The following is a 21,953-nucleotide window of genomic DNA, read 5'->3' on the forward strand; positions in this document are numbered from 1 at the left end:
CCTATCACCGGATTTGGTCCCCTCGTTTGGTAAGATTTTCAGCGCGTTGAGGAAGGTCCTTGGTGGCAAATTCATCACGGCCTTCATTTGTATGATTTTTTCTTGCGAAGGGCATTCACAGCGGCTGTTTGCATGTTAGAACGACTCCAAACGCGGGCACGCGCACGCGGTCTCAAGAGGAACATCACATGACGGCAGACAACGCCGGTTCGGCCCCCAAGAAACTGCGTTCGCGCGCCTGGTTCGACAATCCGGACAATCCGGACATGACCGCGCTCTATCTCGAGCGCTACATGAATTTCGGCGTGTCGCGCGAAGAGCTGCAGTCGGATAAGCCGATCATCGGCATTGCCCAGACCGGCTCGGACCTCAGCCCCTGCAACCGTCATCACATCGTCCTGGCCGAGCGCGTGCGTGAAGGCATCCGTGAAGCCGGTGGCATTGCCATCGAATTCCCGGTGCATCCGATCCAAGAAACCGGCAAGCGCCCGACCGCCGGCCTTGACCGTAACCTGGCCTATCTTGGCCTGGTGGAAGTGCTCTATGGCTATCCGTTGGATGGCGTGGTGCTCACCATCGGCTGCGACAAGACCACTCCGGCCATGCTGATGGGTGCGGCGACGGTGAATATTCCGGCGATCGCGCTGTCGGTTGGGCCCATGCTGAATGGCTGGCACAAGGGCGAGCGCACCGGTTCGGGTACGATCGTCTGGAAGGCGCGCCAGATGATGGCGGCCGGCGAAATCGACTATGCCCAGTTCATCGAACTGGTGGCGTCGTCGGCTCCCTCGACCGGCTATTGCAACACCATGGGCACCGCCACCACGATGAACTCGCTGGCCGAGTCGCTGGGCATGCAGCTGCCGGGTTCGGCCGCCATTCCGGCGCCCTATCGCGACCGTCAGGAAATGGCCTATCGCACCGGCAAGCGCATCGTCGACATGGTGCATGAGGACCTGAGGCCCTCGGACATCCTGACCAAGGACAATTTCATCAACACCATCGTCGTCAATTCGGCGATCGGTGGCTCGACCAATGCGCCGATCCATATCCAGGCCATCGCCAAGCATATCGGTGTGGAACTCGAACTGCAGGACTTCCAGACCCATGGCCACAAGGTGCCGCTGCTGGTCAACCTGCAGCCGGCCGGCGAATATCTGGGCGAAGACTATTACCATGCCGGCGGCGTGCCGGCCGTGGTCAACGAGCTGATGAGCCAGGGCCTGATCCGCGAGAACGCGCCGACGGTCAACGGCAAGACCATTGGCGAGAACTGCCGCAACACGACGATCCAGGACGACAAGGTCATCCGCCGCTTCGACAATCCGCTCAAGACCGATGCGGGCTTCCTCGTGCTGCGCGGCAACCTGTTCGACAATGCCATCATGAAGACCAGCGTGATCTCCACCGAGTTCCGCGATCGATACCTCAACAACCCGGCTAGCCCCGGCGCCTTCGAGGGCAAGGCCGTGGTGTTCGATGGTCCTGAGGATTATCACCACCGGATCGACGATCCCTCGCTCGAGATCGACGAAAACACCCTGCTGTTCATGCGCGGTGCTGGCCCGATCGGCTATCCGGGCGCGGCGGAAGTGGTCAACATGCGGCCACCGGCTTACCTGATCAAGAAGGGCATCCATGCGCTGGCCTGCATCGGTGACGGTCGCCAGTCCGGCACTTCGGGTTCGCCCTCGATCCTCAACGCTTCCCCGGAAGCGGCAGCGGGCGGCAATCTCGCTATCCTCAAGACCGGCGATCGCGTGCGTATCGACCTCAACCTCGGCCAGGCCAATATCCTGATCTCGGACGAGGAAATCGCTACCCGTCGCGCGGCCCTGGAAGCCTCGGGCGGCTACAAGTTCCCCAAGCACCAGACCCCTTGGCAGGAAATCCAGCGCGGTATCGTCGGCCAGCTCGGCGACGGCGCTATCCTCAAGCCCGCCGAAAAGTACCAGCGCATCGCCCAGACCAATGGCATTCCGCGCGACAACCATTGATCGGCAACGATCTTGTTACGAAAGGCCCGCCCCCTGGCGGGCCTTTTTGTTTGTCGGATTGGTCGGATGCCAAAGGCCAAAAGAAAAGGCCACCGCGACGGATCGCGGTGGCCTTAACCGAGCAGCGCCGAAGCGCGCTCGCCAGTTCTAGAAAGACTAGAGCAGGGTCAGGTTGGTTGCCGATTCCTTGCCGTCGCGGCCGGTCTCGAGCTCGTAGGTCACCTTGTCGTTTTCGTACAGGCCCTGCAGGCCCGAACGCTGAACGGCGGAGATGTGGACGAAGGCATCCTTGCCGCCATTTTCAGGCGAAATGAAGCCGAAGCCCTTGGTGGTGTTGAAGAACTTAACGGTGCCGGTGATCAGGGCCATGATAGTATCCTTTTGCTCGAAACGAGCGGTTATCCAGTGGCAACACGCCAAAGGGACATAACGTTCGCATGGTCGAGAAGGAAGCCACGGTCCGGCGAACCGGCATTAGGCAGCCGACTTAGGCTGAAAACGTATGAGACATATGTGGCACGGAACGAAGCCGTCTGCAAGGTCTTGTCTAGCAATGACTTTTGCGTTCTGCCCCGACGCCAAGGAAAGTCATTGCGAACACTGGCAAAAAGTCCGCTCCGGCAAGCAAGTGCGGGTGGAAGCGTCCAGCTCAAAACACAACGGCCCTGCTGCGGGTAAGCGCAACAGAGCCGGGCATGGAGGACTGACAGTAACGTTCAGTATTTCCGTAACAGGCCGACCAGACGGCCCTGCACCTTGACGCGGTCTGGCGGGAAGATACGGGTCTCATAGGCCGGATTGGCGGCTTCCAGCGCTACCGTATTGCCCTTGCGGCGCAGGCGCTTGAGGGTGGCTTCTTCGTCATCGACCAAGGCCACGATGATCTCGCCTGTGGAGGCCTGATCCTGCTTCTTGATGAGAACCGTGTCGCCATCGAAAATGCCGGCATCGATCATCGAGTCGCCGCGCACTTCGAGCGCATAATGCTCGCCAGCCCCCAGCATTTCGGGCGGCACCATGATGGTGTGGGAATGGGTCTGGATCGCCTCGATCGGCGTACCGGCGGCGATGCGACCCATGACCGGAATGGAGATCGGCCGCGCATAATCTTCCTGCACCGTCATCGCCCGCGACACCGGCGCCGCAACCTTGCCGAGACTGCCTTCGATCACCGATGGCTCAAAGCGCGCCTTGCGGCCGCCAAGCGAGGGGTTCATCGAATCGGGGAGCTTCACCACTTCCAGCGCCCGCGCCCGATTGGGCAGGCGGCGGATGAAGCCGCGCTCTTCCAGCGCCGTGATCAGGCGGTGAATGCCCGACTTGGATGCCAGGTCGAGCGCATCCTTCATTTCGTCAAATGATGGCGGGATGCCGCTTTCCTTCATCCGTTCGTGGATGAACATCAGCAGCTCGTGTTGTTTGCGCGTGAGCATGGGCCCCTCGGGGAGAGAATCGGAACGTAGGCAGAACGACCATACGTGTTCTAGTTATGTTCTGCAATATCCCTGCGCAAATTCACAGTATTGGCGCTGTCAGCGCTCAAAAGTGGTCGAGCGGAATGGCTTCCACAATGCTGCCCATGGCTTGGCCGGGGTCGTGTTCGGGCTGGACGATCAACATGTCGGCCTGGGCTAGCGACGAGGTATGGCCGCTATCGGTCTGCGATATCGCCAGGAGCTGCGGGCCGGTCGGCGTGTGCAGCAGTTGCGCGCGCATGAAGTGGCGGCGGGCGGTATTGGGCGGCGTCGGTGCGGCGAGAGGCAGGCGCCAGAGCGCGGGTTCTGGATAGCCGAGCCATTTCCGCAGGGCCGGGCGGATGAACACCATGGCGGTGACCATGGCCGAAACCGGATTGCCGGGCAGACCGAACACCAGCGTCCTGCCGCGCGTGCCGAACATCAGCGGCTTGCCGGGGCGCATGTTGATCTTCCAGAAATCGAGCGTCACGCCGAGATCGAGCAGGATGTCCTGGACGATGTCGTGATCGCCGACGCTGGCGCCGCCGGTGGTGATGACGATGTCCGGGGCGCTGGCAAAGACCTCGTCCAGCTTGGCCCTTAGGTCTTCGCGCGTGTCGCGGGCGATGCCGTGATCCACAACGCTTTCTGCATAAGGAATCAGCATTGGACGGAGGCCAAAGCTGTTGGAGGCGACGATCTGGTCAGCGCCCAGCGACGAGCCGGGCAGTACCAGTTCATCGCCGGTCGCCAAGAGGCTGACGCGCGGGCGCCTGGCCACTTCCAGCGTCGCAGCATTGGCGGCGGCGGCAACGGCGAGTTGCATTGGCGCCAGACGGACACCGGGCTCGATCAGCGACTGCCCGCGGGCAAAATCATTGCCCAAGGGGCGGATGCTATGGCCGAGCCGGGCAGGGGTGGTAAAGGAGACAAAGTCGCCATCGGCAATGGCTTCTTCCTGCATGATCACCGTATCGGCGCCTGACGGTACGGGCGCCCCGGTAAAGATGCGCACGGCCTCGCCAGAGCCAAGCGTGCCGGAAAAGCCGGCGCCGGCCTGCGACATGCCGACGAGCTTTAGCCGCTGGCCGTCCACGACATCGCTTGCACGCATGGCATAGCCGTCCATGGCGCTGGCATTGAAGGGCGGCTGGTCATGGGTGGCAATAACGAGCTTGAGCAGCACGCGGCCGGCCGCATCAGAAAGCGTCACAGTTTCCGACATCGGCGCGGGCACGCGCTTGAGGATCGCAGCAATGGCGTCATCGACGGGAAGCAGGCTCACCGGGAAAAATCGCCGGACTTGCCGCCGGATTTTTCCAGCAGACAGATATCGGTAATGGTCATGGCGCGGTCGATGGCCTTGGCCATGTCATAGAGCGTCAGGGCCGCCGTCGACGCTGCGACCAGCGCTTCCATCTCTACGCCGGTCTGGCCGGTGGTCTCGGCAAGTGCCTGGATCAGAATAGCGGCGTCGCCATCACCCTCGATCTCGACGCTGACCTTGGTCAGCGGAATTGGATGGCACAGCGGGATCAGCTCGGCGGTCTTCTTGGCCGCCATGATGCCTGCAATACGGGCCACGGCCAGCGCATCGCCCTTTTTCAACCCGCCACCGAGAATCGTGCTGATCGTCTCCGGCTTACCGAGAATTCTGGCCTGCGCCACGGCTCGCCGACGGGTAACCGCTTTGTCACCGATATCGACGATATGGGCCTCGCCCCGCTCGTTGAGGTGGGTGAGGCCGCCCGTCATCAGCGCACCGTCTCGGCGGCACCCATCAGCAGCGCGCGGGTGGCGGCCGCGACGTCGTCCTGGCGCATCAGCGATTCACCGACGAGGAAGGTGCCGATATTGGCGCGCTGGTCCAGCATCACGACATGGTCGTGGTTGACGATGCCGCTCTCGCTGACCAGCAACGTGCCCGCGGGCACACCGATAGCGAGGTTGACCGACGTTTCGAGCGTCGTCTCGAAGGTGCGCAGGTTGCGGTTGTTGATGCCGATGAAGGGCGCGCCCAGCGCCAGCGCACGGTCGAGCTCGAGCTGGTCATGCACTTCCACCAGCGCATCCATGCCCCATTCCTCGGCGGCATCGAGCAGGTAGCGGGCGACGTCGTCGCCGACGGCGGCAAGGATGATCAGAATGCAATCGGCGCCCCAGGCGCGGGCTTCGGCGACCTGATAGGTCTCGAACAGAAAGTCCTTGCGCAGCACCGGCAGGTTGGTCGCGGCGCGGGCCTCGATCAGATAGCTGGGCGACCCCTGAAAGCTTGGACGGTCGGTGAGGACAGAAAGACAGGCAGCACCGGCCGATTCATAGGCGCGGGCGATTTCGGCCGGGTTGAAGTCGGCGCGGATCAGGCCCTTGGAGGGGCTGGCCTTCTTCACCTCGGCAATCAGCGCATATTTGCCGGCGGCGCGCTTGGCCTTGATGGATTTGACGAAACCGCGTGGCGCGGGCTGGTCATGCGCCTGGGCCACCACTTCGGCCCAGGGCCGCATGGCCTTGGCGGCAGCGATTTCCTCGCGCTTATAGGCTTCGATCTGCTGGAGAATATCGCTCATCAATCGCGTCCGTTCGATACCGCCACGAGACGGGCGAGTGTCTGTTTGGCCTTCCCGGTGTCGATGGTGTCGCGCGCCAGGGCAATGCCGTCTTCGATGGTTGTGACCTTGTCGGCCACCAGGAGCGCCGCGCCAGCATTGAGCAGCACGGTCTCACGATAGGCGCCCGGCGCCCCATCAAACAATGCGACGATAGCCGCAGCATTGTCGGACGGCTCGCCGCCGAGCAGGTCTTTCGGATCGGTCAGCTTGAGGCCGACCTGTTCGGGATGTAGTTCGAAGCTGCGCAGATCGCCATTGGCAATCTGGGCAACGAAATTGGGCCCCGATGTCGAGAGCTCGTCGAGACCTTCGCTGGAATGGACCACCCAAGCCTTGATGGCGCGGTTTGCGAGCAGCGCCGCGGCGACCGGCTCGACCCATTGCTGGGAATAGACGCCGAGCAAGTAACGGCGGACGCCGGCCGGGTTGGACTGCGGGCCGAGCAGGTTGAACAGGGTGCGGACACCCATTTCGCTGCGCGCCGGGCCGACATGGCGCATGGCGGGGTGGTGGCTGGGCGCGAACATGAAGCCGATGCCGGCATCGGCAATGGTCTTGCCGATCTGTTCGGGCGTCAGGTCGAGCTTGACGCCGAGGGCTTCAAGCGCCTGCGAGGAGCCTGACTTGGAGGACAGTGCCTTGTTGCCATGCTTGGCTACCGGCACGCCGGCTGCCGCCACGACGATCGCCGTGGCCGTCGAAATATTGAGGCTGCCGATCCCGTCGCCGCCGGTGCCGACGATGTCGATGGCATCTTCCGGCGCGACGACCGGCACCATCTGCTCGCGCAGGATCGAAACGGCGGCGGCAATCTCGCCGACGCTTTCACCCTTGATGCGCATGCCCATCAGGAAGGCGCCGATCTGGCTCGGCGTGGCTTCGCCGGCCATGATGATGCGCATGACCGAGCGCATTTCCTCGCCGGTGAGATCCTTGCGGTCGGCGATCTTGTTGAGAGCCTGCTTGATATCCATCACGCGGCCTTCCGGGCGTTGAAGTCGCGGGCGATGTTGAGGAAATTCTGCAAGAGGGCGTGGCCGTTTTCCGAGGCAATGCTCTCGGGATGGAACTGCACGCCATGTACCGGCAGGGTCTTGTGCTGCATTCCCATGATCAGGCCGTCATCGGTCGTTGCTGTCACTTCCAGAACAGTTGGAAGCGTATCCTGCTGCACGATCAGCGAATGATAGCGCGTCGCCTCGAAATCATTGTTGAGGCCACGGAACAGGCCCTGGCCACTGTGGCGGATCTTGGAGGTCTTGCCATGCATCAGATGCGGTGCCCGGATGACATCGCCGCCCATGGCCTGGCCGATGGCCTGATGGCCGAGGCAGACGCCGAGGATTGGCGTGGTCGCGGCAAACCGCTCGATCAGGCCGAGGCAGATGCCGGCCTCATTGGGCGTCGCCGGGCCGGGCGACAGCAGCACGGCCTCGGGGGCCATGGCGGCCACTTCGTCGAGGGTGATCTTGTCATTGCGCACGACGGTAATGTCGGCGCCCAACTCGCCCAGGAAATGGACGAGATTGTAGGTAAAGCTGTCGTAGTTATCGATGACGAGCGTGCGGGTCATATCTGGCTCCAGCGCTTCTATGGGGCAACGGGTTCGGTGTTCAGAACCACGTCCGCCATCGATGTTGATTGGTGATCTGCGCCATCATTGCCCGATCCTCGCCTCGCCGGCATAGCGTAGCGCTTCCTCGGCGGCGCTGAAAAGGGCGCGGGCCTTGTTTTCGCATTCCATATGCTCGAGCGCCGGTACCGAGTCGGCAACAATGCCGGCGCCGGCCTGGGCATAGAGCTTGCCATCTTTCACAATGGCGGTGCGCAGCACGATGCAGGTGTCCATCGTGCCATCGGCGCTGAAATAGCCGACGCAGCCGCCATAGATGCCGCGCTTGGATTTTTCCAGCTCGTCGATGATCTCCATCGCCCGCACCTTTGGGGCGCCGGACACCGTGCCGGCCGGAAAGCCGGCCGAGAGGGCGTCGACGAAGTCATATTTCGGGTCGAGCACGCCGACCACATTGGAGACAATGTGCATGACGTGGGAATAATATTCGAGGAAGAACTTGTCGGTCACCTTGACCGTGCCGGTCTTGGCGACGCGGCCGACGTCGTTGCGGCCGAGGTCGAGCAGCATCAGGTGTTCGGCCAGTTCCTTGGGGTCTGACAGCAGTTCAGCCGCCAGTTCCTGGTCCCGCGTCGGCGTCGCGCCGCGTTTGCGGGTGCCGGCGATCGGCCGAATGGTGACTTCACCATCCTGTACCCGGACGAGGATTTCCGGTGAAGACCCGGCAACGGCAAAATCGCCGAAGTCGAGGAAATACATGTACGGGCTGGGATTGGTCCGGCGCAGCGCGCGATAGAGCGCGGTCGGGGGCAGGGTGAACTCAGCCTCGAAACGCTGGCTCAGCACGACCTGGAAAATGTCGCCGGCCGTGATGTAATCCTTGGCCTTTGCCACCATGCCGAAATACTCGTCTTTCGACGTGTTGCTGGTGATGGCAATGGAAGCGAGGTCGGGCAGGGCGGGTGTTGCCGGCATGGCCTGGCTGAGCCGGGCAATGGCATCGTCGATGCGGGCTTCGGCGGCTTCATAGGCCTGGCGGCCGGAGACGCCGTCGCGGACATAGACCGGGGCGGTGAGATAAAGTTCGTCCTTGAGCGTATCGAAGATCGCCAAGAGCGACGGGCGCATCAGCACGGCTTCGGGGGTCTGCAGATGGTCCGGATTGCTGTCGGGCAGCACTTCCATATAGCGAACCATTTCATAGCCAAGATAGCCATAGATGCCGGCCGATTGCGGCGGCAGTCCGGTCGGCACGTCGATCTTGCTGTCGGCGACCAGATTGCGCAAGGCATCGAGCGGCAGCTCGGCGACGGGCTCGAATGCCGTGTCGTCGATATGGGCAGAGCGGTTGATCGAAGCGGTGCCGCGTTCGACCTTGAGGATCACGTCGGGCTGGGTGCCGATGATCGAATAGCGGCCGCGGATGGCGCCGTCCTGCACCGATTCGAGCAGGTAGGTGTTCTTCCGACCTGCTGCGAGTTTCAGATAGGTGCCGACCGGCGTTTCCAGATCCGCCACGATGCGACGCCATACGATCTGCGACTTTCCAGCGTCATATTGCTCGGAGAAGCGCTGAAAGACGTCGTCGGCCATCGTGTGGTGTCCAGTTTTGGAGGTGGGCGGCCTGTGGTTACAGGCCGGTATTGAGTGCCAGCGCGTCGCTGAGCGCCTGCTGGTTGATGCGGAGGCCGGCATCGTCGCGCACTGCGGTGACGAAGTCGCCATAGATGCCGATGCGCTGCTCGTTTTCGAGACTGTCATTGGCCGGCTTGGCCAGCGGGCCTTCGGCAGCGGTTACGCCGGTCACCTGGAAGACGATGAAGGTACCATCCTGTGCCACCACCGAACCGTGGTGATCGGCGCCACCGGCAAAGGCGGCCGAAGCGACGGCAGCGTCGACCGTGCCGTCCTCGGAGCCGAAGCGGGTGAAGGGCGGGCTGATCTGCGGGAAGACCGTATAGGAAAGCGCCACATCGGCAATCGCCTCACCGGCATCGAGACGGCTGACCGCCTCGGCCTGGGCAGCAAGGATGGCGTTGTTGGTACGCTCGGTGGTGAGAGCGGTGACGACCTCGTCGCGCACTTCGTCCAGCGTCTGGTCGCGGGCCGGCTCGATCGCATTGAGGTCGAACCACAGGTTGCCATTGCCGGCCAGGGTAATGGCCGGCGTCAGCGCGCCTTCGGTGGCGCGGAGGATCGCCTGCGTCACGCGGGGCTGATCTTCCGGCGTCAGGTCCGGGATTACGCTGAGTTCGGCGCCGCTGGCGGTGACATTAGCTTCATAAAGGTCGAGGTTGAAGCGGGCAGCGATTTCGCTCAGCGGGCGGAATGCGGCACGCAGCTCTTCGATCTGGTCCTGCACTTCGGCCAGTTCGGTCCGCGCTGCGGCGAGGCCAAGGTTCTGGATGATCTGATCGCGCGAGGCTTCGAGCGTCGGCTCGCCGCCACCTTCCACGGCCGAAACATGCACGGCGCGCTGGCCGCCAATGCCCGGGATGATGACAAAGCCACCCTGCGCAACGCCAAAGGCAGCGGTCGCGAGATTGGTATCTGTGATCTGTGCCTGGGTCAGGCTGCCGAGATCGGTCGCGGTCAGGCCGGCGTCGGCGACAAGGGTTTCGAACGGCGTGCCGGCGGTCAGGCCGGCCTGGAAGGCGGCAACCTGTTCGTCATTGAGCACGACCTGCTGGATGGTACGACGCTCGGCCTGCACCAGGTTGGCCTTGGTGCGCTCGAATTCGGCGGCAACCTCGTCATCGGTGAAGGTCTTGCTGGCAGCGAGGTCCGCGGCGGTGAGGCGCAGCATCTGCACAGTGCGCGTCTCGACGGTGCGGAACTCGGCTTGATGCTCGGTCAGGTAAGCGGCTAGTTCCTCTTCGGTCGGCGCCGCCGGGGTCTCGATATTGGTCTCGCCCAGCACGAAATAGTCGATGGTGCGCTGGTCGGCAGAATAGCGATTGACCAGGCTCGACGCCGTTTCCGGCAGCTTGGTGTCGCCAAAGAGGCTGAGGATCAGCTGCTGGCGCTTGGCCGCTTCGCTCTGGTCCTCGAAATATTCAGCCTCGGTCAAGCCGCTGGCCTGCAGCACCTGGTTGAAGCTCGAAGCGTCGAACACGCCCAGCGCATTCTGGAACGACGGATCGGCACGCAGCATCTTGCTGAGCTGATCTTCGGAAACGCCGAGACCGAAATTGTCGGCCACCTGATCGAGCGCCGCATCCTGCGCCAGGTTCTGCAGCACCATCGAGGGCACGCCCAGGTTGACGGCTTCCTCGGCAGTCGGGAACGAGCCGATCTGCTGGGCGACCTGGTTCAACTGGTTCTGGTAAGCGCGCAGGAAAGTGCGCGAATTGATTTCTTCATTGCCGACTCGGGCTACGGTATTGCTGCCCAGATCGGTGATGACATTGTTGATGCCAAAGCCGGCAATACCCACGAGCAGGAAACCGCCCATGATCTTACCGGGCCAGGATTTTGCAAAAACACGCAAACTATCGAGCATCTGAGACGTTCCCGTTGGGCAACACAAGGCTTTACCGCAATAGCGGCAGGGCACTAGTAATCCATTTTGACAGCCGGGGTTAGGGCAAAGCCAGCCCCGGTGCAAGAGGCAGTAGGAGCAAAGAGTGACAACGACGATTACGCCGCTGATCGCAGGCAACTGGAAAATGAACGGGCTGCGGGGCTCTCTCGACGAGCTGACAGCGCTTGCAGGCATGCTCACCACCGGTGAAGCTCCAAAGGCGCTGGTCGTCATCTGCCCACCCGCGACCATTCTTGCTGCCGTTGCCCGCCAAGGCGCCAGCGCCGGTATTCTGGCCGGTGGCCAGGATTGCCACGCCAATGCTTCCGGTGCGCACACCGGCGATCTCTCTGCCCCGATGCTGGCCGATGCCGGCGCACAATATGTGATTGTCGGCCATTCCGAACGCCGCGCCAATCATGCCGAGACCGACGAACAGGTTCGCGCCAAGGCCGAAGCCGCCATTGGTGCCGGCCTCAAGCCGATCATCTGCGTGGGTGAAACCGAAGCCGAGCGCGATGGCGGCAAGGCTGATTCCGTCGTCGCGACCCAGCTGGCCGGCTCGATTCCCGACGCCGCCGAGCAGCATGACGTGATCGTCGCCTATGAGCCAGTCTGGGCCATCGGCACCGGCCGCACACCAAGCAATGATGATATCGCCCAGATGCACAATTCCATCCGCCGCCAGCTGGTGGACCGCTTTGGCGACAAGGGTGCCGCTATCCACATTCTCTATGGTGGGTCGCTCAAGCCGCAGAACGCGCGTGAAATTCTCCAGGTGGAAAACGTCAATGGCGGCCTCGTCGGCGGCGCCAGCCTCTTGGCAAAGGACTTTTACACCATTATCTCCGCGGTGTAATTTGTGACGCGAGGCCTTTGGCCGGCCGGAAATTCCGGCTGGCCCTTGGCTTTGCGGTGCGAGGCGTGTAAGACGCGCCATCTTTTGACAGACCAATAGACTGAGACAGAATGGCAAACGTCCTGATTGTGGCCTATTTGCTGATCGTCCTGGCGCTGATTGCGGTGATCCTGCTGCAGCGCTCCGAGGGCGGCGCACTGGGCATTGGCGGTGGCGGCGGCGGCGGTGGTTTCATGACCGCCCGCGGCTCGGCCAACCTGCTGACCCGTACCACGGCGATTCTGGCGACCCTGTTCTTCGCCACGGCGATTGGCCTGACGGTTCTGTCCGAACTCGACCGCACCACTTCGGGCATTCTCGAACGCGCTTCGGCCACCGAAGACGGTGCTGCGCCGACCAGCGTTCTCGATGCACTCAATTCCCTGCAGGGCGGCACGACGTCGGACCTTCCGGTTCCCGCATCCGATCCCGCAGCGCCTGCCGGCACCGATCCGGTGACGCAGGACATTGCACCCGCTCCGGCCGATGCCGCGCCAGCAGCCCCGGCTGCCGGCAGCGACCTGCCAGTGCCGGAAACGCCGGCAACGGCTCCGGCCCAAACGCCGGCCGCTCCGGCGACTAACTAAGCGCCGCAGGGCGAACCAAAGAGGGGGATGGAAACATCCCCTTCTTCTTTTTGTGTAGAGCGCTTCAAGCACTCTACGAATCGACGCTGATGTGATTAAGGTGAACGCCCATGGCTCGGTACGTATTCATCACCGGAGGCGTGGTCTCCTCATTGGGTAAAGGTCTTGCATCGGCGGCGCTTGGCGCCGTGCTGCAAGCACGCGGCTACAAGGTCCGCCTGCGCAAGCTCGACCCCTATCTCAACATTGATCCGGGCACCATGTCGCCCACCCAGCACGGCGAGGTCTTCGTGACCGACGACGGCGCCGAGACCGATCTCGATCTCGGTCACTACGAGCGCTTCACCGGCAGGGCCGCGACCAAGCGCGACAACATCACGACCGGCCGCATCTATTCCGATATTCTCGCCAAGGAACGCCGCGGCGAATATCTCGGCGCCACTGTGCAGGTCATTCCGCACGTGACCGATGCGATCAAGAATTTCGTCATTGAAGGCAACGAAGACTTCGACTTTGTGCTGGTCGAGATTGGCGGCACCGTCGGCGATATCGAGGGCCTGCCGTTCTTCGAGGCGATCCGCCAGTTGGGCAATGACCTGCCGCGCGGCGACACCTGCTATTTGCATCTGACGCTAATGCCGTACATTCCCTCGGCCGGCGAGCTCAAGACCAAGCCGACCCAGCATTCCGTCAAGGAGCTGCGCTCGATTGGCATCGCGCCCGACATCCTGCTGGTCCGTTGCGACCGCCCAATCCCCGATGGCGAGAAGCGCAAGCTTTCCCTGTTCTGCAACGTGCGTGAAAGCGCCGTCATCCAGGGCCTCGACGTCGGTTCGATCTATGATGTGCCGCTGGCCTATCACAAGGAAGGCCTCGACCGCGAAGTGCTCGCCGCCTTCGGCATCAAGGATGCGCCAGAGCCCGACCTCAAGGCCTGGGAAGACGTCTCGGCCCGCCTGCACAATCCCGAAGGCGAAGTGAACATCGCCATCGTCGGCAAGTATACTGGTCTCAAGGACGCCTATAAGTCGCTGAGCGAAGCGCTGACCCATGGCGGCATCGCCAACAAGGTCAAGGTCAACCTGCAGTGGATCGACTCGGAAGTCTTCGAGCGCGACGATCCGGCGCCTTACCTTGAGCACGTGCATGGCATCCTAGTGCCCGGCGGCTTTGGCGAGCGCGGTTCGGCCGGCAAGATCGAGGCCGCCCGCTTTGCCCGCGTCAAGGACGTGCCCTATTTCGGCATCTGCTTCGGCATGCAGATGGCCTGCGTCGAAGCGGCCCGCAACACCGCCGGAATCAAGAATGCCTCGTCGACCGAATTCGGCCCGACCAAAGAGCCGATCGTTGGCATGATGACCGAATGGGTCAAGGGCAACGAGACCGAGACGCGCGGCAAGGAAGGCGACATGGGCGGCACGCTCCGTCTCGGCGCCTATCCGGCCCAGCTGACCCGCGGCTCGCGCGTTGCCGATATCTATGGCTCGACCCGGATCTCAGAGCGCCATCGTCACCGCTATGAGGTGAACATGGACTATCGCAAGCTGCTGGAAAAGAACGGCCTGCTGTTCTCCGGCGTCTCGCCCGACGGCAAGCTGCCCGAGATCGTCGAGCGCACCGACCACCCGTGGTTCATCGGCGTGCAGTTCCACCCGGAGCTGAAGTCGAAGCCGTTCGAGCCGCATCCGCTGTTCACCAGCTTCATCGCTGCCGCGATGGATCAGAGCCGCTTGGTCTAGGCATGGCGGAGATCGTCAATCTCCGGACCGTTCGCAAGCAAAAGGCCCGCGCTTCCAAGGAAGTGCAGGCCGCCGAAAACCGCGTGCTGTTCGGCCGTACCAAGGCCGAGAAACAGCAGCAGGCGGCAGAGAAGGCGCTGGCTGAGAAGAAGATCGACGGCCACAAGCGCGAGGACTGAGCCTTTCTCGCAACCCTTGCCGCGCAGGTGACTTATCGCTGGACACACTTTGTCCAGCAAGGATCATCCCATGCGTCTTCTCATGCTCGGTACCGGCGGAATGGCCCGGCTGCACGTCAAGGGTTTCAACGAGGTGCCCGGCGTCGAGATCGTCGCGGCGGTTGATACCGATGAAGTCAAGCTGACCGAATTCCGCGAATTGCACGGTATTCCGCGCGGCTTCGCCTCGCTCGACGAGGCGCTGGCCTGGGGCGAATTCGACGCGGTGACCAATATCACCCCCGACCGCGTGCATTATGCCACCACCTTGCAGATCCTCGATGCCGGCAGGCATGTGTTCTGCGAAAAGCCCTTGGCCACCGACCATGCCAAGGCGCTGGAGATGACCGAAAAGGCGGAAGGGCTCGGGCTGATCAACATGGTCAACCTGACCTATCGAAATGTGCCGCAATTGCAGAAGGCGCATGAGCTGATCGCGGGCGGCGCCATCGGGGCGGTCAAGCATATCGAGGCCAGCTATCTACAGAGCTGGCTGGTCAGCAAGGCTTGGGGCGACTGGCGCAACTCGCCGACCTGGCTGTGGCGGCTCAGCACCAAGCACGGGTCCAATGGCGTTTTGGGCGATGTCGGCATCCACATCCTCGATTTCGCCGCCTATGCCGCCGGCTGCGACTACAAGACGGCGTTCTTCCGCCTACAGACCTTTGACAAGGCCGAGAATGCGCGCATCGGCGAATATGACCTCGATGCCAACGACACCTTCGTCATGACCGCCGAAATGGACAATGGCGCCATGGCTGCAATCCATGCCACCCGCTGGGGCAGCGGCCATCTCAACGACCTGCGCCTGCGCATCTATGGCGAAAAGGGCGGCATCGAGGTGACCGACACCAATTTCAACCCCAGGCTGATGACATGCCTCGGCGATGACGTCGAAGCCGCCAGATGGACGGAGGCAGCCGTCGAGGCGACGCCGACCAATTATGCGCGCTTCACCGAGGCGGTGCGCAGCGGCACCAATCAGGAACCCAGCTTCCGCCACGCGGCAAACCTGCAGCGCATCATCGACCTGGCGGCGGTGACCGAAAAAGATCGCACGGAACATGCGACGACGGGCAGGGCGGAAAAGCTCGGCCAGCCCTGAGCACTTGACCGACATTAAGGCTTGATCCAAACCGTACCGGAGGTTACACCGCGCAGGCCCGGTCCTCCCTCCGGGTCAGCATTGTCGTTCCCGGGTGCGGGCGGCCGTGTCGCCGACCACGGCGTCTAATCGCAGCACCCAGGACATGAGCATGACCACCGCCACGGCTGCCGCAACCGGCACCGGTGTGCCACCCAAGAATTCTGCCCGCCGCGTTCTCGCCGCGAGCATGATCGGCACCACCATCGAGTTCTTCGACTTCTACATCTATGCCACCGCTGCGGTGATCGTATTCCCGCATCTGTTCTTCCCGGCCGGCGACGACGCCTCGGCCCTGCTGCAGTCGCTGGCCACCTTCGCCATCGCCTTCATGGCCCGCCCGGTAGGTGCTGCCATTTTCGGCCATTTCGGCGACAAGGTTGGCCGCAAGGCAACGCTGGTGGCCGCGCTCCTTACCATGGGTCTTTCGACCGTGTTGATCGGTGCGCTGCCGACCTATGCGCAGATCGGCGTCTGGGCGCCGCTGCTGCTAGCGCTGTGCCGCCTGGGGCAGGGCCTGGGCCTGGGCGGTGAATGGGGCGGCGCCGTGCTGCTTGCTACCGAAAACGCCCCGGAGGGCAAGCGCGCCTGGTATGGCATGTTCCCGCAGCTTGGCGCTCCGGTCGGCTTTTTCTTTGCCACCACCATCTTCCTCGTCTTGGCGCATTTCCTCGGCGATGACGCCTTCATGAGCTGGGGCTGGCGCGTGCCTTTTCTCGCCAGCGCGCTGCTGGTGATCTTTGGCCTGTTCATCCGTCTCAAGATCACCGAGACGCCCGAATTCGCCAAGGCCATCGAAAAGGCCGAGCGCGTCGAAGTGCCGTTCCTTTCGGTCTTCAAGTCGCACAAGCTGAGCCTTTTGCTCGGCACAATGGCGGCGCTGGCCACCTTCGTGCTGTTCTACATCATGACGGTGTTCTCTCTGAGCTATGGCACCGGCAAGCTGGGCTATAGCCGCGAGGAATTCCTCGTCCTCCAGATGGTCGGCGTGCTGTTCTTCGGCGCCTTCATCCCGCTCTCGGCCGTGCTCGCTGACAAGTTCGGCATGCGCAAGGTGATGATCGGTGTTGCCATCGGCATAGGCCTGTTCGGCCTGATCCTTGCCCCACTGCTGGGCGCCGGCAATGTCTATGGCGTGCTCGGCTTCCTCTGCATCGGCTTTGCGCTGATGGGCATGACCTATGGTCCGCTCGGCACGGCGCTTGCCGCGCCATTCCCGACCTCGGTGCGCTATACCGGCGCCTCGCTGACCTTCAACCTCGGTGGCATTTTCGGCGCCAGCTTTGCGCCCTATATCGCCACCTGGCTGGCCAATACCTATGGCCTGCACACGGTCGGATACTACATGATCATCGCCGCCGTGATCACCCTGATCGCCTTCGGCCTGATCCGCCAGTCGTCGGACTGATATCAAAGGGGCCGCGCTGATAGCGCGGCCCTTTTGCCTACCAGGTTACCTGGCACACTGAGCCTGGCGGTTTGAACTGCAGGCTTTCTTCGGTGTACTGGAAAATCTCCATCTTCACACCGTTCGGATCGGCCAGCCACGCCTGCCAGGTGCCGTCGACGCCCAGCTTCTTGTCGGTGATGCTGACGCCTTTCGCCTGCAAATGGGCAACCAGCGCATCGATATCCTCGGTCTCGAGGCAGATGTGGTTGATCTGGTCCGTCTCGGCAAAGCGCGACTCCGCCTTGCGAAACACTTCAATGAAAGTGCGGGCACCGAGGTCGAGATAATAGCCGATCCGCTCCTCGCCCCGCTTGAAGGTGAAGGCCGTCGAAATGCCCAGCACATCGCGATAGAAGGCTTCGGTGGCATCAAGGTCATGCGCGAAGATGCAGGCATGGGCGACCTGCTTGATCAGCGGCTTGGTCATGGTTCCTCCCAGAACTCTTGTTGGTGGCGCCATGAAACTGCCACTCCAACCATGCCAAACCTAGCCTGCTGCGTCACCTTGGCGCATTTTTTTGTCGCAGGCTCTTTCGCTTGTCACGAGGCGCGTCTAGGAGTGGCGCACTCAGTGACAGAACCCATCCGGGAAGGGCTTTACCGATGTCTTCAATCATCCACGTCTCCGGCCGTCAGATCTATGACAGCCGCGGCAATCCCACCGTCGAAGTCGATGTCGTGCTGGATGACGGCAGTTTCGGCCGCGCCATGGTCCCATCGGGCGCTTCCACTGGCGCCCATGAAGCCGTCGAGCTGCGCGATGGCGGCAAGAAGTACAATGGCAAGGGCGTCAACCAGGCCGTCGAGAACGTCAACACGGCGATCTTCGACGAAATCCAGGGCATGGACGCACTGGACCAGCTGGCCGTCGACCAGGCCATGATCGACCTCGATGGCACCCCCAACAAGTCGCGCCTCGGCGCCAATGCCATCCTCGGCGTCTCGCTGGCCGTGGCCAAGGCCGCTGCCGAATCTTCCGAACTGCCGCTCTATCGCTATGTCGGTGGCCCCAACGCCCATGTCCTGCCGGTGCCGATGATGAACATCATCAATGGCGGCGAGCATGCCGACAATCCGATCGACATGCAGGAATTCATGATCCTGCCCGCCGGCGCCGAAAGCCTGGCCGATGCTGTCCGCATCGGTTCGGAAATCTTCCACACCCTCAAGAAGGGTCTGTCGGCCGAAGGCCACAACACCAATGTCGGCGACGAAGGCGGCTTTGCGCCCAACCTCAAGTCGGCCGATGACGCGCTCGGCTTCATCATGCGCTCGATCGAAAAGGCCGGCTACCGTCCGGGCGAGGACGTCTTCCTTGGCCTCGATTGCGCTTCGACCGAATATTACAAGAACGGCAAGTATGAGATGGTCGGCGAGGGCAAGTCGCTCTCTTCCGACGACAACGTCAAGTTCCTGGCCGACCTGGCTGCCCGTTACCCGATTATCACCATCGAAGACGGCATGGCCGAAGACGATTGGGATGGCTGGAAAGCCCTGACCGAAGCCATTGGCAAGAATGTCCAGCTGGTCGGCGACGATCTCTTCGTCACCAACACCAAGCGTCTCGTTTCGGGCATCAAGATGGGCGTCGCCAACTCGATCCTCGTCAAGGTCAACCAGATCGGCTCGCTCTCCGAGACGCTGAACGCCGTCGATACCGCGCATCGCGCTGGCTATACCTCGGTGATGTCGCATCGCTCGGGCGAAACCGAAGACACCACCATCGCCGACCTCGCCGTGGCGCTGAACTGCGGTCAGATCAAGACCGGCTCGCTGTCGCGTTCGGATCGTATCGCCAAGTACAACCAGCTGATCCGCATCGAAGAACAGCTCGGCACCTCGGCCAAATACGCCGGCTACTCGGTGGTCAAGGGCCGCGCATAAGCGGTTCTGATGCAATGCAAAAGCCCGGTGGCGACACCGGGCTTTTTCTTTGGCTGGTCCATCCTGCCGCGCTAGTCGATCGCCTCGATCCCAGCCTGCTTTGCCCGCTCGACATTCTCTTGCATCACCCGCAATTGCTCCGGGTCATGTCCGTCCCAGCTTTCGACCTCTCCGATAATTTCAAGCGGTGACTGGCTGCGGTAGGATTGGGTGATGTTGCCCGGAAATTTCTTGTCGGTCAAATTGGGATCATCGAAAAAAACCCCGGTTGGCCGGACGATATAGATGCGCTGCCGGCCCTCACCCTGCGCCAGTTCGGCATCCCAGATCGCGGCTTCCAGCGTGGCGCTGAAGTAGATCCATGAAGCCGGTGCCCGCTTGCCGAAATTGGAATTGAAGCCGGGCGACATCAGCTCGCCGACGCCAAGGTCCGCCCGTGTCCCATGATAGAAAACCGCGTCAGCCGGCTGTTCGGATGCATACATGGCTCACTCCTTCGAGTATGGAGCCTGCCTTTTACATCGGGTGGACGGGCTTGAAGCAAGCCCGTCGCGATCCATATCTATGAGGTGAGGACGGCGTCCCTCTACTGAAACGCCGTCTCGGCAAAGCTGCGCAGCTTGCGCGAATGCAGCCGTTCCGCCGGCTGGTCGCGCAGGATTTCCATCGCCCGCAGCCCGATCTGCAGATGACGGTTGACCTGCGTCCGGTAAAAGTCCGAGGCCATGCCCGGCAGTTTCAGCTCGCCATGCAGCGGCTTGTCCGACACACACAGCAGCGTCCCGTAGGGTACCCTGAACCGGAAACCATTGGCCGCAATCGTCGCCGATTCCATGTCCAGCGCCACGGCGCGCGACTGGCTCAGCTGGCGGGTGATTTCCACTTGGTCGCGCAATTCCCAGTTGCGGTTGTCGAAGGTCGCCACCGTACCGGTGCGCATGATCTTCTTGGTCTCGACGCCCTGCGTGTCGGTGATCTCATGCACCGCCTGTTCGAGCGCCACCTGGATTTCCGCCAGCGCGGGGATCGGCACCGAGAGCGGCAGATCGGCGTCGAGCACATGGTCCTCACGAACATAGGCGTGGGCCAGCACATAGTCGCCAAGCTCCTGGCTGTTGCGCAGGCCGGCGCAGTGGCCGAGCATGATCCAGGCATGTGGACGCAGCACGGCGATATGGTCGGTGATGGTCTTGGCGTTGGACGGACCGACGCCGATATTGACCATGGTAATGCCGCGACCGCGGTCTGCCGTCAGGTGATAGGCCGGCATCTGCGGCGCGCGCACCGGCGATGTGCCGGCAACCGCGCCACCACGCAGAGCATTGTCGGTCACGACATTGCCCGGCTCGATGAAGCTCTCGTAGTGCGGGTGCCCATCGGCCATGTACTGCTTAGCGATGCGGCAGAACTCGTCGATGTAGAAGGCGTAATTGGTGAAGATGACGAAGTTCTGGAAGTGGCTGGCATCCGTGCCGGTATAGTGGCTGAGCCGGAACAGCGAATAGTCGACGCGCGGCGCGGTAAACGCCGCGAGCGGGTAGGGTCCGCCACGCGGCGGCACGAAAGTGCCATTGGCGATTTCGTCGTCGGTATTGCCGAGGTCCGGCGCATCGAACACGTCGCGCAGCGGAATGTTGAGAGCGTTCAGCGCCTCGCCATCGATCCGCTCATTGGCCTTCACCGCAAAATGCAGCGGGATTGGCGTGTCCGACTCGGTGATGTCGATAGTGCCGCCATGATTCTTCAGGATGACGGTGAACTGTTCCTGGTAATACTGCTTGAACAGGTCCGGCGCCGTCACCGTGGTGCGGTAGAGGCCGGGTGTATGCAGGAAGCCATAGGGCAGGGTGCTTTCGGTGCGGCTGTAGCTGGTGGAGCGCACTTCCACCTGCGGATAGCAGGCGCGGACGCGACCTTCGGGAATTTCGCCCTTGGCCAGGGCATCAAGATGCCCGCGGATAAAGCCGGTATTGCGATGATAGAGCTCCGCCAGATAGTCCCAGGCCTTTTCCGGTTCGGTGAAGGACTGCTTGTCGAGGCGTGGCGGGCTGATCGTGGTCATCTGTTCTCTTTCAAATCGCAGGCCCCGGATTGAGCCTGCTGCGGAATCGCGTTGCTTGGGCAGCAGCGTCTAGCCTTCTCAAATGACAGCTTCGCGGCATGGCTTCAACTGCAGGGCGATTTCGGCCAGATTTCACATCGGTGTGAGCACGCCTTTTATCGCCGCAATTGCTCACCATCTTCATCGTCAGTTCACTGGCACGGCAAGCGACCCATGCAATCCAGTGAGCGAGGAGTGTCGCGCAGGCCGCTTGTCCCCCAAGCCCTCAACAGCGCGGTTGGCCGATGTTCCCCAGGGCCACAGTGGCGAAAGCCATTGTGGTCCTTTTATTTTGCGCCGGGGTAACGCGCCCGGAGTGCCTCAATGGAAACCCCTGCCATTTCTCTCAGGACGGTCATGTCGATGTCGCTGAGGCGTTTCACATAGAGGCAGCCCTTGCCCATCCGGTGCCGGCCCAGGCGCGCCAGCAGAGCGTCGCGCTTCGTCGTATCGCCATCGCCCATCAGATAGATGCTGAACGCCGGTTTGCGCGGTGCAAAACCGATCAGCAAGGCGTCCCCCTCGTGGCCGCTCTCATAACGGTAGTGATAGCGGCCAAAGCCCACCATGCTGCCCCAGAGCACCGGCGGCTCGCCGGAAATCTCCTGCATCATCGTCACCAATGCAGCGCTGTCGCGCTGTTTGACCGGATCATCGAGCTGCGCCAGAAAGCTCTCGACGTCGCCGGTATGCGACCTCGTCTTCTGCTTATACATGGCTGCCCTCCAGCCTATTCGTCGCCTTAAGCTAGACGAAGCGACCGGGGTTTTCTA

21 protein-coding genes are annotated in these 21,953 nt (G+C 62.3%); 8 read left to right on the forward strand and 13 right to left on the reverse strand.

From position 1 onward, the window contains the following. Positions 1-188: 188 nt before the first annotated feature. Positions 189-1,997, forward strand: coding sequence for an IlvD/Edd family dehydratase (locus BM045_RS15525; RefSeq protein ID WP_092184879.1), 1,809 nt, complete (start codon positions 189-191; stop codon positions 1,995-1,997). Between the two features lie 156 nt (positions 1,998-2,153). Here the strand turns inward: BM045_RS15525 and BM045_RS15530 are convergent, their stop codons facing one another. The 9 genes from BM045_RS15530 to BM045_RS15570 all read right to left on the reverse strand — a co-directional run bounded on the left by BM045_RS15530 (position 2,154) and on the right by BM045_RS15570 (position 11,138). Next, positions 2,154-2,360 carry a cold-shock protein gene (locus tag BM045_RS15530; protein WP_092185213.1) on the reverse strand — a complete coding sequence of 69 codons (207 nt, stop codon included), beginning with the start codon at positions 2,358-2,360 and terminating at the stop codon, positions 2,154-2,156. A gap of 353 nt (positions 2,361-2,713) precedes the next feature. Continuing rightward, positions 2,714-3,430 carry a transcriptional repressor LexA gene (lexA, locus tag BM045_RS15535; RefSeq protein ID WP_092184881.1) on the reverse strand — a complete coding sequence of 239 codons (717 nt, stop codon included), beginning with the start codon at positions 3,428-3,430 and terminating at the stop codon, positions 2,714-2,716. Between the two features lie 106 nt (positions 3,431-3,536). Beyond that, entirely contained in the window at positions 3,537-4,739 is a 1,203-nt protein-coding gene (gene glp, locus BM045_RS15540) for a molybdopterin molybdotransferase MoeA (protein WP_210185032.1), read from the reverse strand. After that, positions 4,736-5,209 carry a cyclic pyranopterin monophosphate synthase MoaC gene (gene moaC, locus BM045_RS15545; protein ID WP_092184883.1) on the reverse strand — a complete coding sequence of 158 codons (474 nt, stop codon included), beginning with the start codon at positions 5,207-5,209 and terminating at the stop codon, positions 4,736-4,738. Before moaC ends, glp begins: the two co-directional genes overlap by 4 nt. Then, positions 5,209-6,021, reverse strand: a complete 813-nt coding sequence (trpC, locus tag BM045_RS15550; protein WP_092184885.1) for an indole-3-glycerol phosphate synthase TrpC — start codon at positions 6,019-6,021, stop codon at positions 5,209-5,211. The genes moaC and trpC overlap by 1 nt, the downstream gene beginning before the upstream one ends. Continuing rightward, positions 6,021-7,037, reverse strand: coding sequence for an anthranilate phosphoribosyltransferase (trpD, locus tag BM045_RS15555; RefSeq protein ID WP_092184888.1), 1,017 nt, complete (start codon positions 7,035-7,037; stop codon positions 6,021-6,023). Before trpD ends, trpC begins: the two co-directional genes overlap by 1 nt. After that, positions 7,037-7,636, reverse strand: coding sequence for an anthranilate synthase component II (locus BM045_RS15560; protein ID WP_092184890.1), 600 nt, complete (start codon positions 7,634-7,636; stop codon positions 7,037-7,039). The genes trpD and BM045_RS15560 overlap by 1 nt, the downstream gene beginning before the upstream one ends. An 84-nt stretch (positions 7,637-7,720) precedes the next feature. Next, positions 7,721-9,229 carry an anthranilate synthase component I gene (gene trpE / locus BM045_RS15565; RefSeq protein ID WP_092184892.1) on the reverse strand — a complete coding sequence of 503 codons (1,509 nt, stop codon included), beginning with the start codon at positions 9,227-9,229 and terminating at the stop codon, positions 7,721-7,723. Positions 9,230-9,266: 37 nt separating this feature from the next. After that, on the reverse strand, positions 9,267-11,138 hold the full coding sequence (locus tag BM045_RS15570; protein WP_170848538.1) for a peptidylprolyl isomerase: 1,872 nt from the start codon (positions 11,136-11,138) through the stop codon (positions 9,267-9,269). A 124-nt stretch (positions 11,139-11,262) separates the two neighbouring features. Here BM045_RS15570 and tpiA point away from each other — a divergent pair, with 124 nt between their 5' ends. The 6 genes from tpiA (at position 11,263) to BM045_RS15600 (ending at position 17,153) form a co-directional block, all read left to right on the forward strand. Next, positions 11,263-12,018, forward strand: a complete 756-nt coding sequence (tpiA, locus tag BM045_RS15575) for a triose-phosphate isomerase (RefSeq protein WP_092184896.1) — start codon at positions 11,263-11,265, stop codon at positions 12,016-12,018. 110 nt (positions 12,019-12,128) lie between these two features. Beyond that, on the forward strand, positions 12,129-12,644 hold the full coding sequence (gene secG, locus BM045_RS15580; protein ID WP_092184898.1) for a preprotein translocase subunit SecG: 516 nt from the start codon (positions 12,129-12,131) through the stop codon (positions 12,642-12,644). Between the two features lie 110 nt (positions 12,645-12,754). Then, positions 12,755-14,383: a CTP synthase gene (locus BM045_RS15585; protein ID WP_092184900.1), complete on the forward strand. Its 1,629-nt coding sequence runs from the start codon at positions 12,755-12,757 to the stop codon at positions 14,381-14,383. 2 nt (positions 14,384-14,385) lie between these two features. Continuing rightward, positions 14,386-14,562, forward strand: coding sequence for a DUF4169 family protein (locus BM045_RS15590; protein WP_092184902.1), 177 nt, complete (start codon positions 14,386-14,388; stop codon positions 14,560-14,562). Between the two features lie 70 nt (positions 14,563-14,632). Further along, positions 14,633-15,706: a Gfo/Idh/MocA family protein gene (locus tag BM045_RS15595; RefSeq protein ID WP_092184904.1), complete on the forward strand. Its 1,074-nt coding sequence runs from the start codon at positions 14,633-14,635 to the stop codon at positions 15,704-15,706. A 151-nt stretch (positions 15,707-15,857) separates the two neighbouring features. Then, complete coding sequence (locus BM045_RS15600) at positions 15,858-17,153, forward strand: MFS transporter (RefSeq protein WP_244523022.1); 1,296 nt, start codon at positions 15,858-15,860, stop codon at positions 17,151-17,153. Between the two features lie 37 nt (positions 17,154-17,190). Here BM045_RS15600 and BM045_RS15605 read toward each other — a convergent pair whose 3' ends face one another. Continuing rightward, a complete protein-coding gene (locus tag BM045_RS15605; protein WP_092184907.1) occupies positions 17,191-17,622 on the reverse strand; it encodes a VOC family protein in 432 nt (143 codons plus the stop codon). 176 nt (positions 17,623-17,798) lie between these two features. Here BM045_RS15605 and eno point away from each other — a divergent pair, with 176 nt between their 5' ends. Then, positions 17,799-19,079, forward strand: coding sequence for a phosphopyruvate hydratase (gene eno / locus BM045_RS15610; RefSeq protein ID WP_092184909.1), 1,281 nt, complete (start codon positions 17,799-17,801; stop codon positions 19,077-19,079). Between the two features lie 71 nt (positions 19,080-19,150). Here eno and arr read toward each other — a convergent pair whose 3' ends face one another. From arr to BM045_RS15625, 3 genes are all read right to left on the reverse strand, one after another. Then, positions 19,151-19,564, reverse strand: a complete 414-nt coding sequence (gene arr / locus BM045_RS15615) for an NAD(+)--rifampin ADP-ribosyltransferase (RefSeq protein WP_092184911.1) — start codon at positions 19,562-19,564, stop codon at positions 19,151-19,153. A gap of 101 nt (positions 19,565-19,665) precedes the next feature. Next, positions 19,666-21,141: an AMP nucleosidase gene (locus tag BM045_RS15620; RefSeq protein WP_092184913.1), complete on the reverse strand. Its 1,476-nt coding sequence runs from the start codon at positions 21,139-21,141 to the stop codon at positions 19,666-19,668. Positions 21,142-21,467: 326 nt separating this feature from the next. Continuing rightward, positions 21,468-21,896, reverse strand: a complete 429-nt coding sequence (locus BM045_RS15625; RefSeq protein WP_092184915.1) for a DUF1801 domain-containing protein — start codon at positions 21,894-21,896, stop codon at positions 21,468-21,470. Positions 21,897-21,953 lie beyond the last annotated feature (57 nt).

The organism is Devosia sp. YR412 (genome assembly GCF_900110945.1).
Lineage (GTDB): Bacteria > Pseudomonadota > Alphaproteobacteria > Rhizobiales > Devosiaceae > Devosia.

Bases quoted from the DNA above. Each gene is read 5' to 3' on its own strand.
- moaC (WP_092184883.1), bottom strand. From the start codon at position 5,209: ATGACGGGCGGCCTCACCCACCTCAACGAGCGGGGCGAGGCCCATATC.
- trpD (WP_092184888.1), bottom strand. From the start codon at position 7,037: ATGGATATCAAGCAGGCTCTCAACAAGATCGCCGACCGCAAGGATCTC.
- BM045_RS15600 (WP_244523022.1), top strand. From the start codon at position 15,858: ATGACCACCGCCACGGCTGCCGCAACCGGCACCGGTGTGCCACCCAAG.
- BM045_RS15590 (WP_092184902.1), top strand. From the start codon at position 14,386: ATGGCGGAGATCGTCAATCTCCGGACCGTTCGCAAGCAAAAGGCCCGC.
- secG (WP_092184898.1), top strand. From the start codon at position 12,129: ATGGCAAACGTCCTGATTGTGGCCTATTTGCTGATCGTCCTGGCGCTG.
- BM045_RS15625 (WP_092184915.1), bottom strand. From the start codon at position 21,896: ATGTATAAGCAGAAGACGAGGTCGCATACCGGCGACGTCGAGAGCTTT.
- BM045_RS15585 (WP_092184900.1), top strand. From the start codon at position 12,755: ATGGCTCGGTACGTATTCATCACCGGAGGCGTGGTCTCCTCATTGGGT.
- lexA (WP_092184881.1), bottom strand. From the start codon at position 3,430: ATGCTCACGCGCAAACAACACGAGCTGCTGATGTTCATCCACGAACGG.
- BM045_RS15560 (WP_092184890.1), bottom strand. From the start codon at position 7,636: ATGACCCGCACGCTCGTCATCGATAACTACGACAGCTTTACCTACAAT.
- arr (WP_092184911.1), bottom strand. From the start codon at position 19,564: ATGTATGCATCCGAACAGCCGGCTGACGCGGTTTTCTATCATGGGACA.
- eno (WP_092184909.1), top strand. From the start codon at position 17,799: ATGTCTTCAATCATCCACGTCTCCGGCCGTCAGATCTATGACAGCCGC.
- BM045_RS15595 (WP_092184904.1), top strand. From the start codon at position 14,633: ATGCGTCTTCTCATGCTCGGTACCGGCGGAATGGCCCGGCTGCACGTC.
- BM045_RS15570 (WP_170848538.1), bottom strand. From the start codon at position 11,138: ATGCTCGATAGTTTGCGTGTTTTTGCAAAATCCTGGCCCGGTAAGATC.
- BM045_RS15525 (WP_092184879.1), top strand. From the start codon at position 189: ATGACGGCAGACAACGCCGGTTCGGCCCCCAAGAAACTGCGTTCGCGC.
- BM045_RS15605 (WP_092184907.1), bottom strand. From the start codon at position 17,622: ATGACCAAGCCGCTGATCAAGCAGGTCGCCCATGCCTGCATCTTCGCG.
- trpC (WP_092184885.1), bottom strand. From the start codon at position 6,021: ATGAGCGATATTCTCCAGCAGATCGAAGCCTATAAGCGCGAGGAAATC.
- BM045_RS15620 (WP_092184913.1), bottom strand. From the start codon at position 21,141: ATGACCACGATCAGCCCGCCACGCCTCGACAAGCAGTCCTTCACCGAA.
- trpE (WP_092184892.1), bottom strand. From the start codon at position 9,229: ATGGCCGACGACGTCTTTCAGCGCTTCTCCGAGCAATATGACGCTGGA.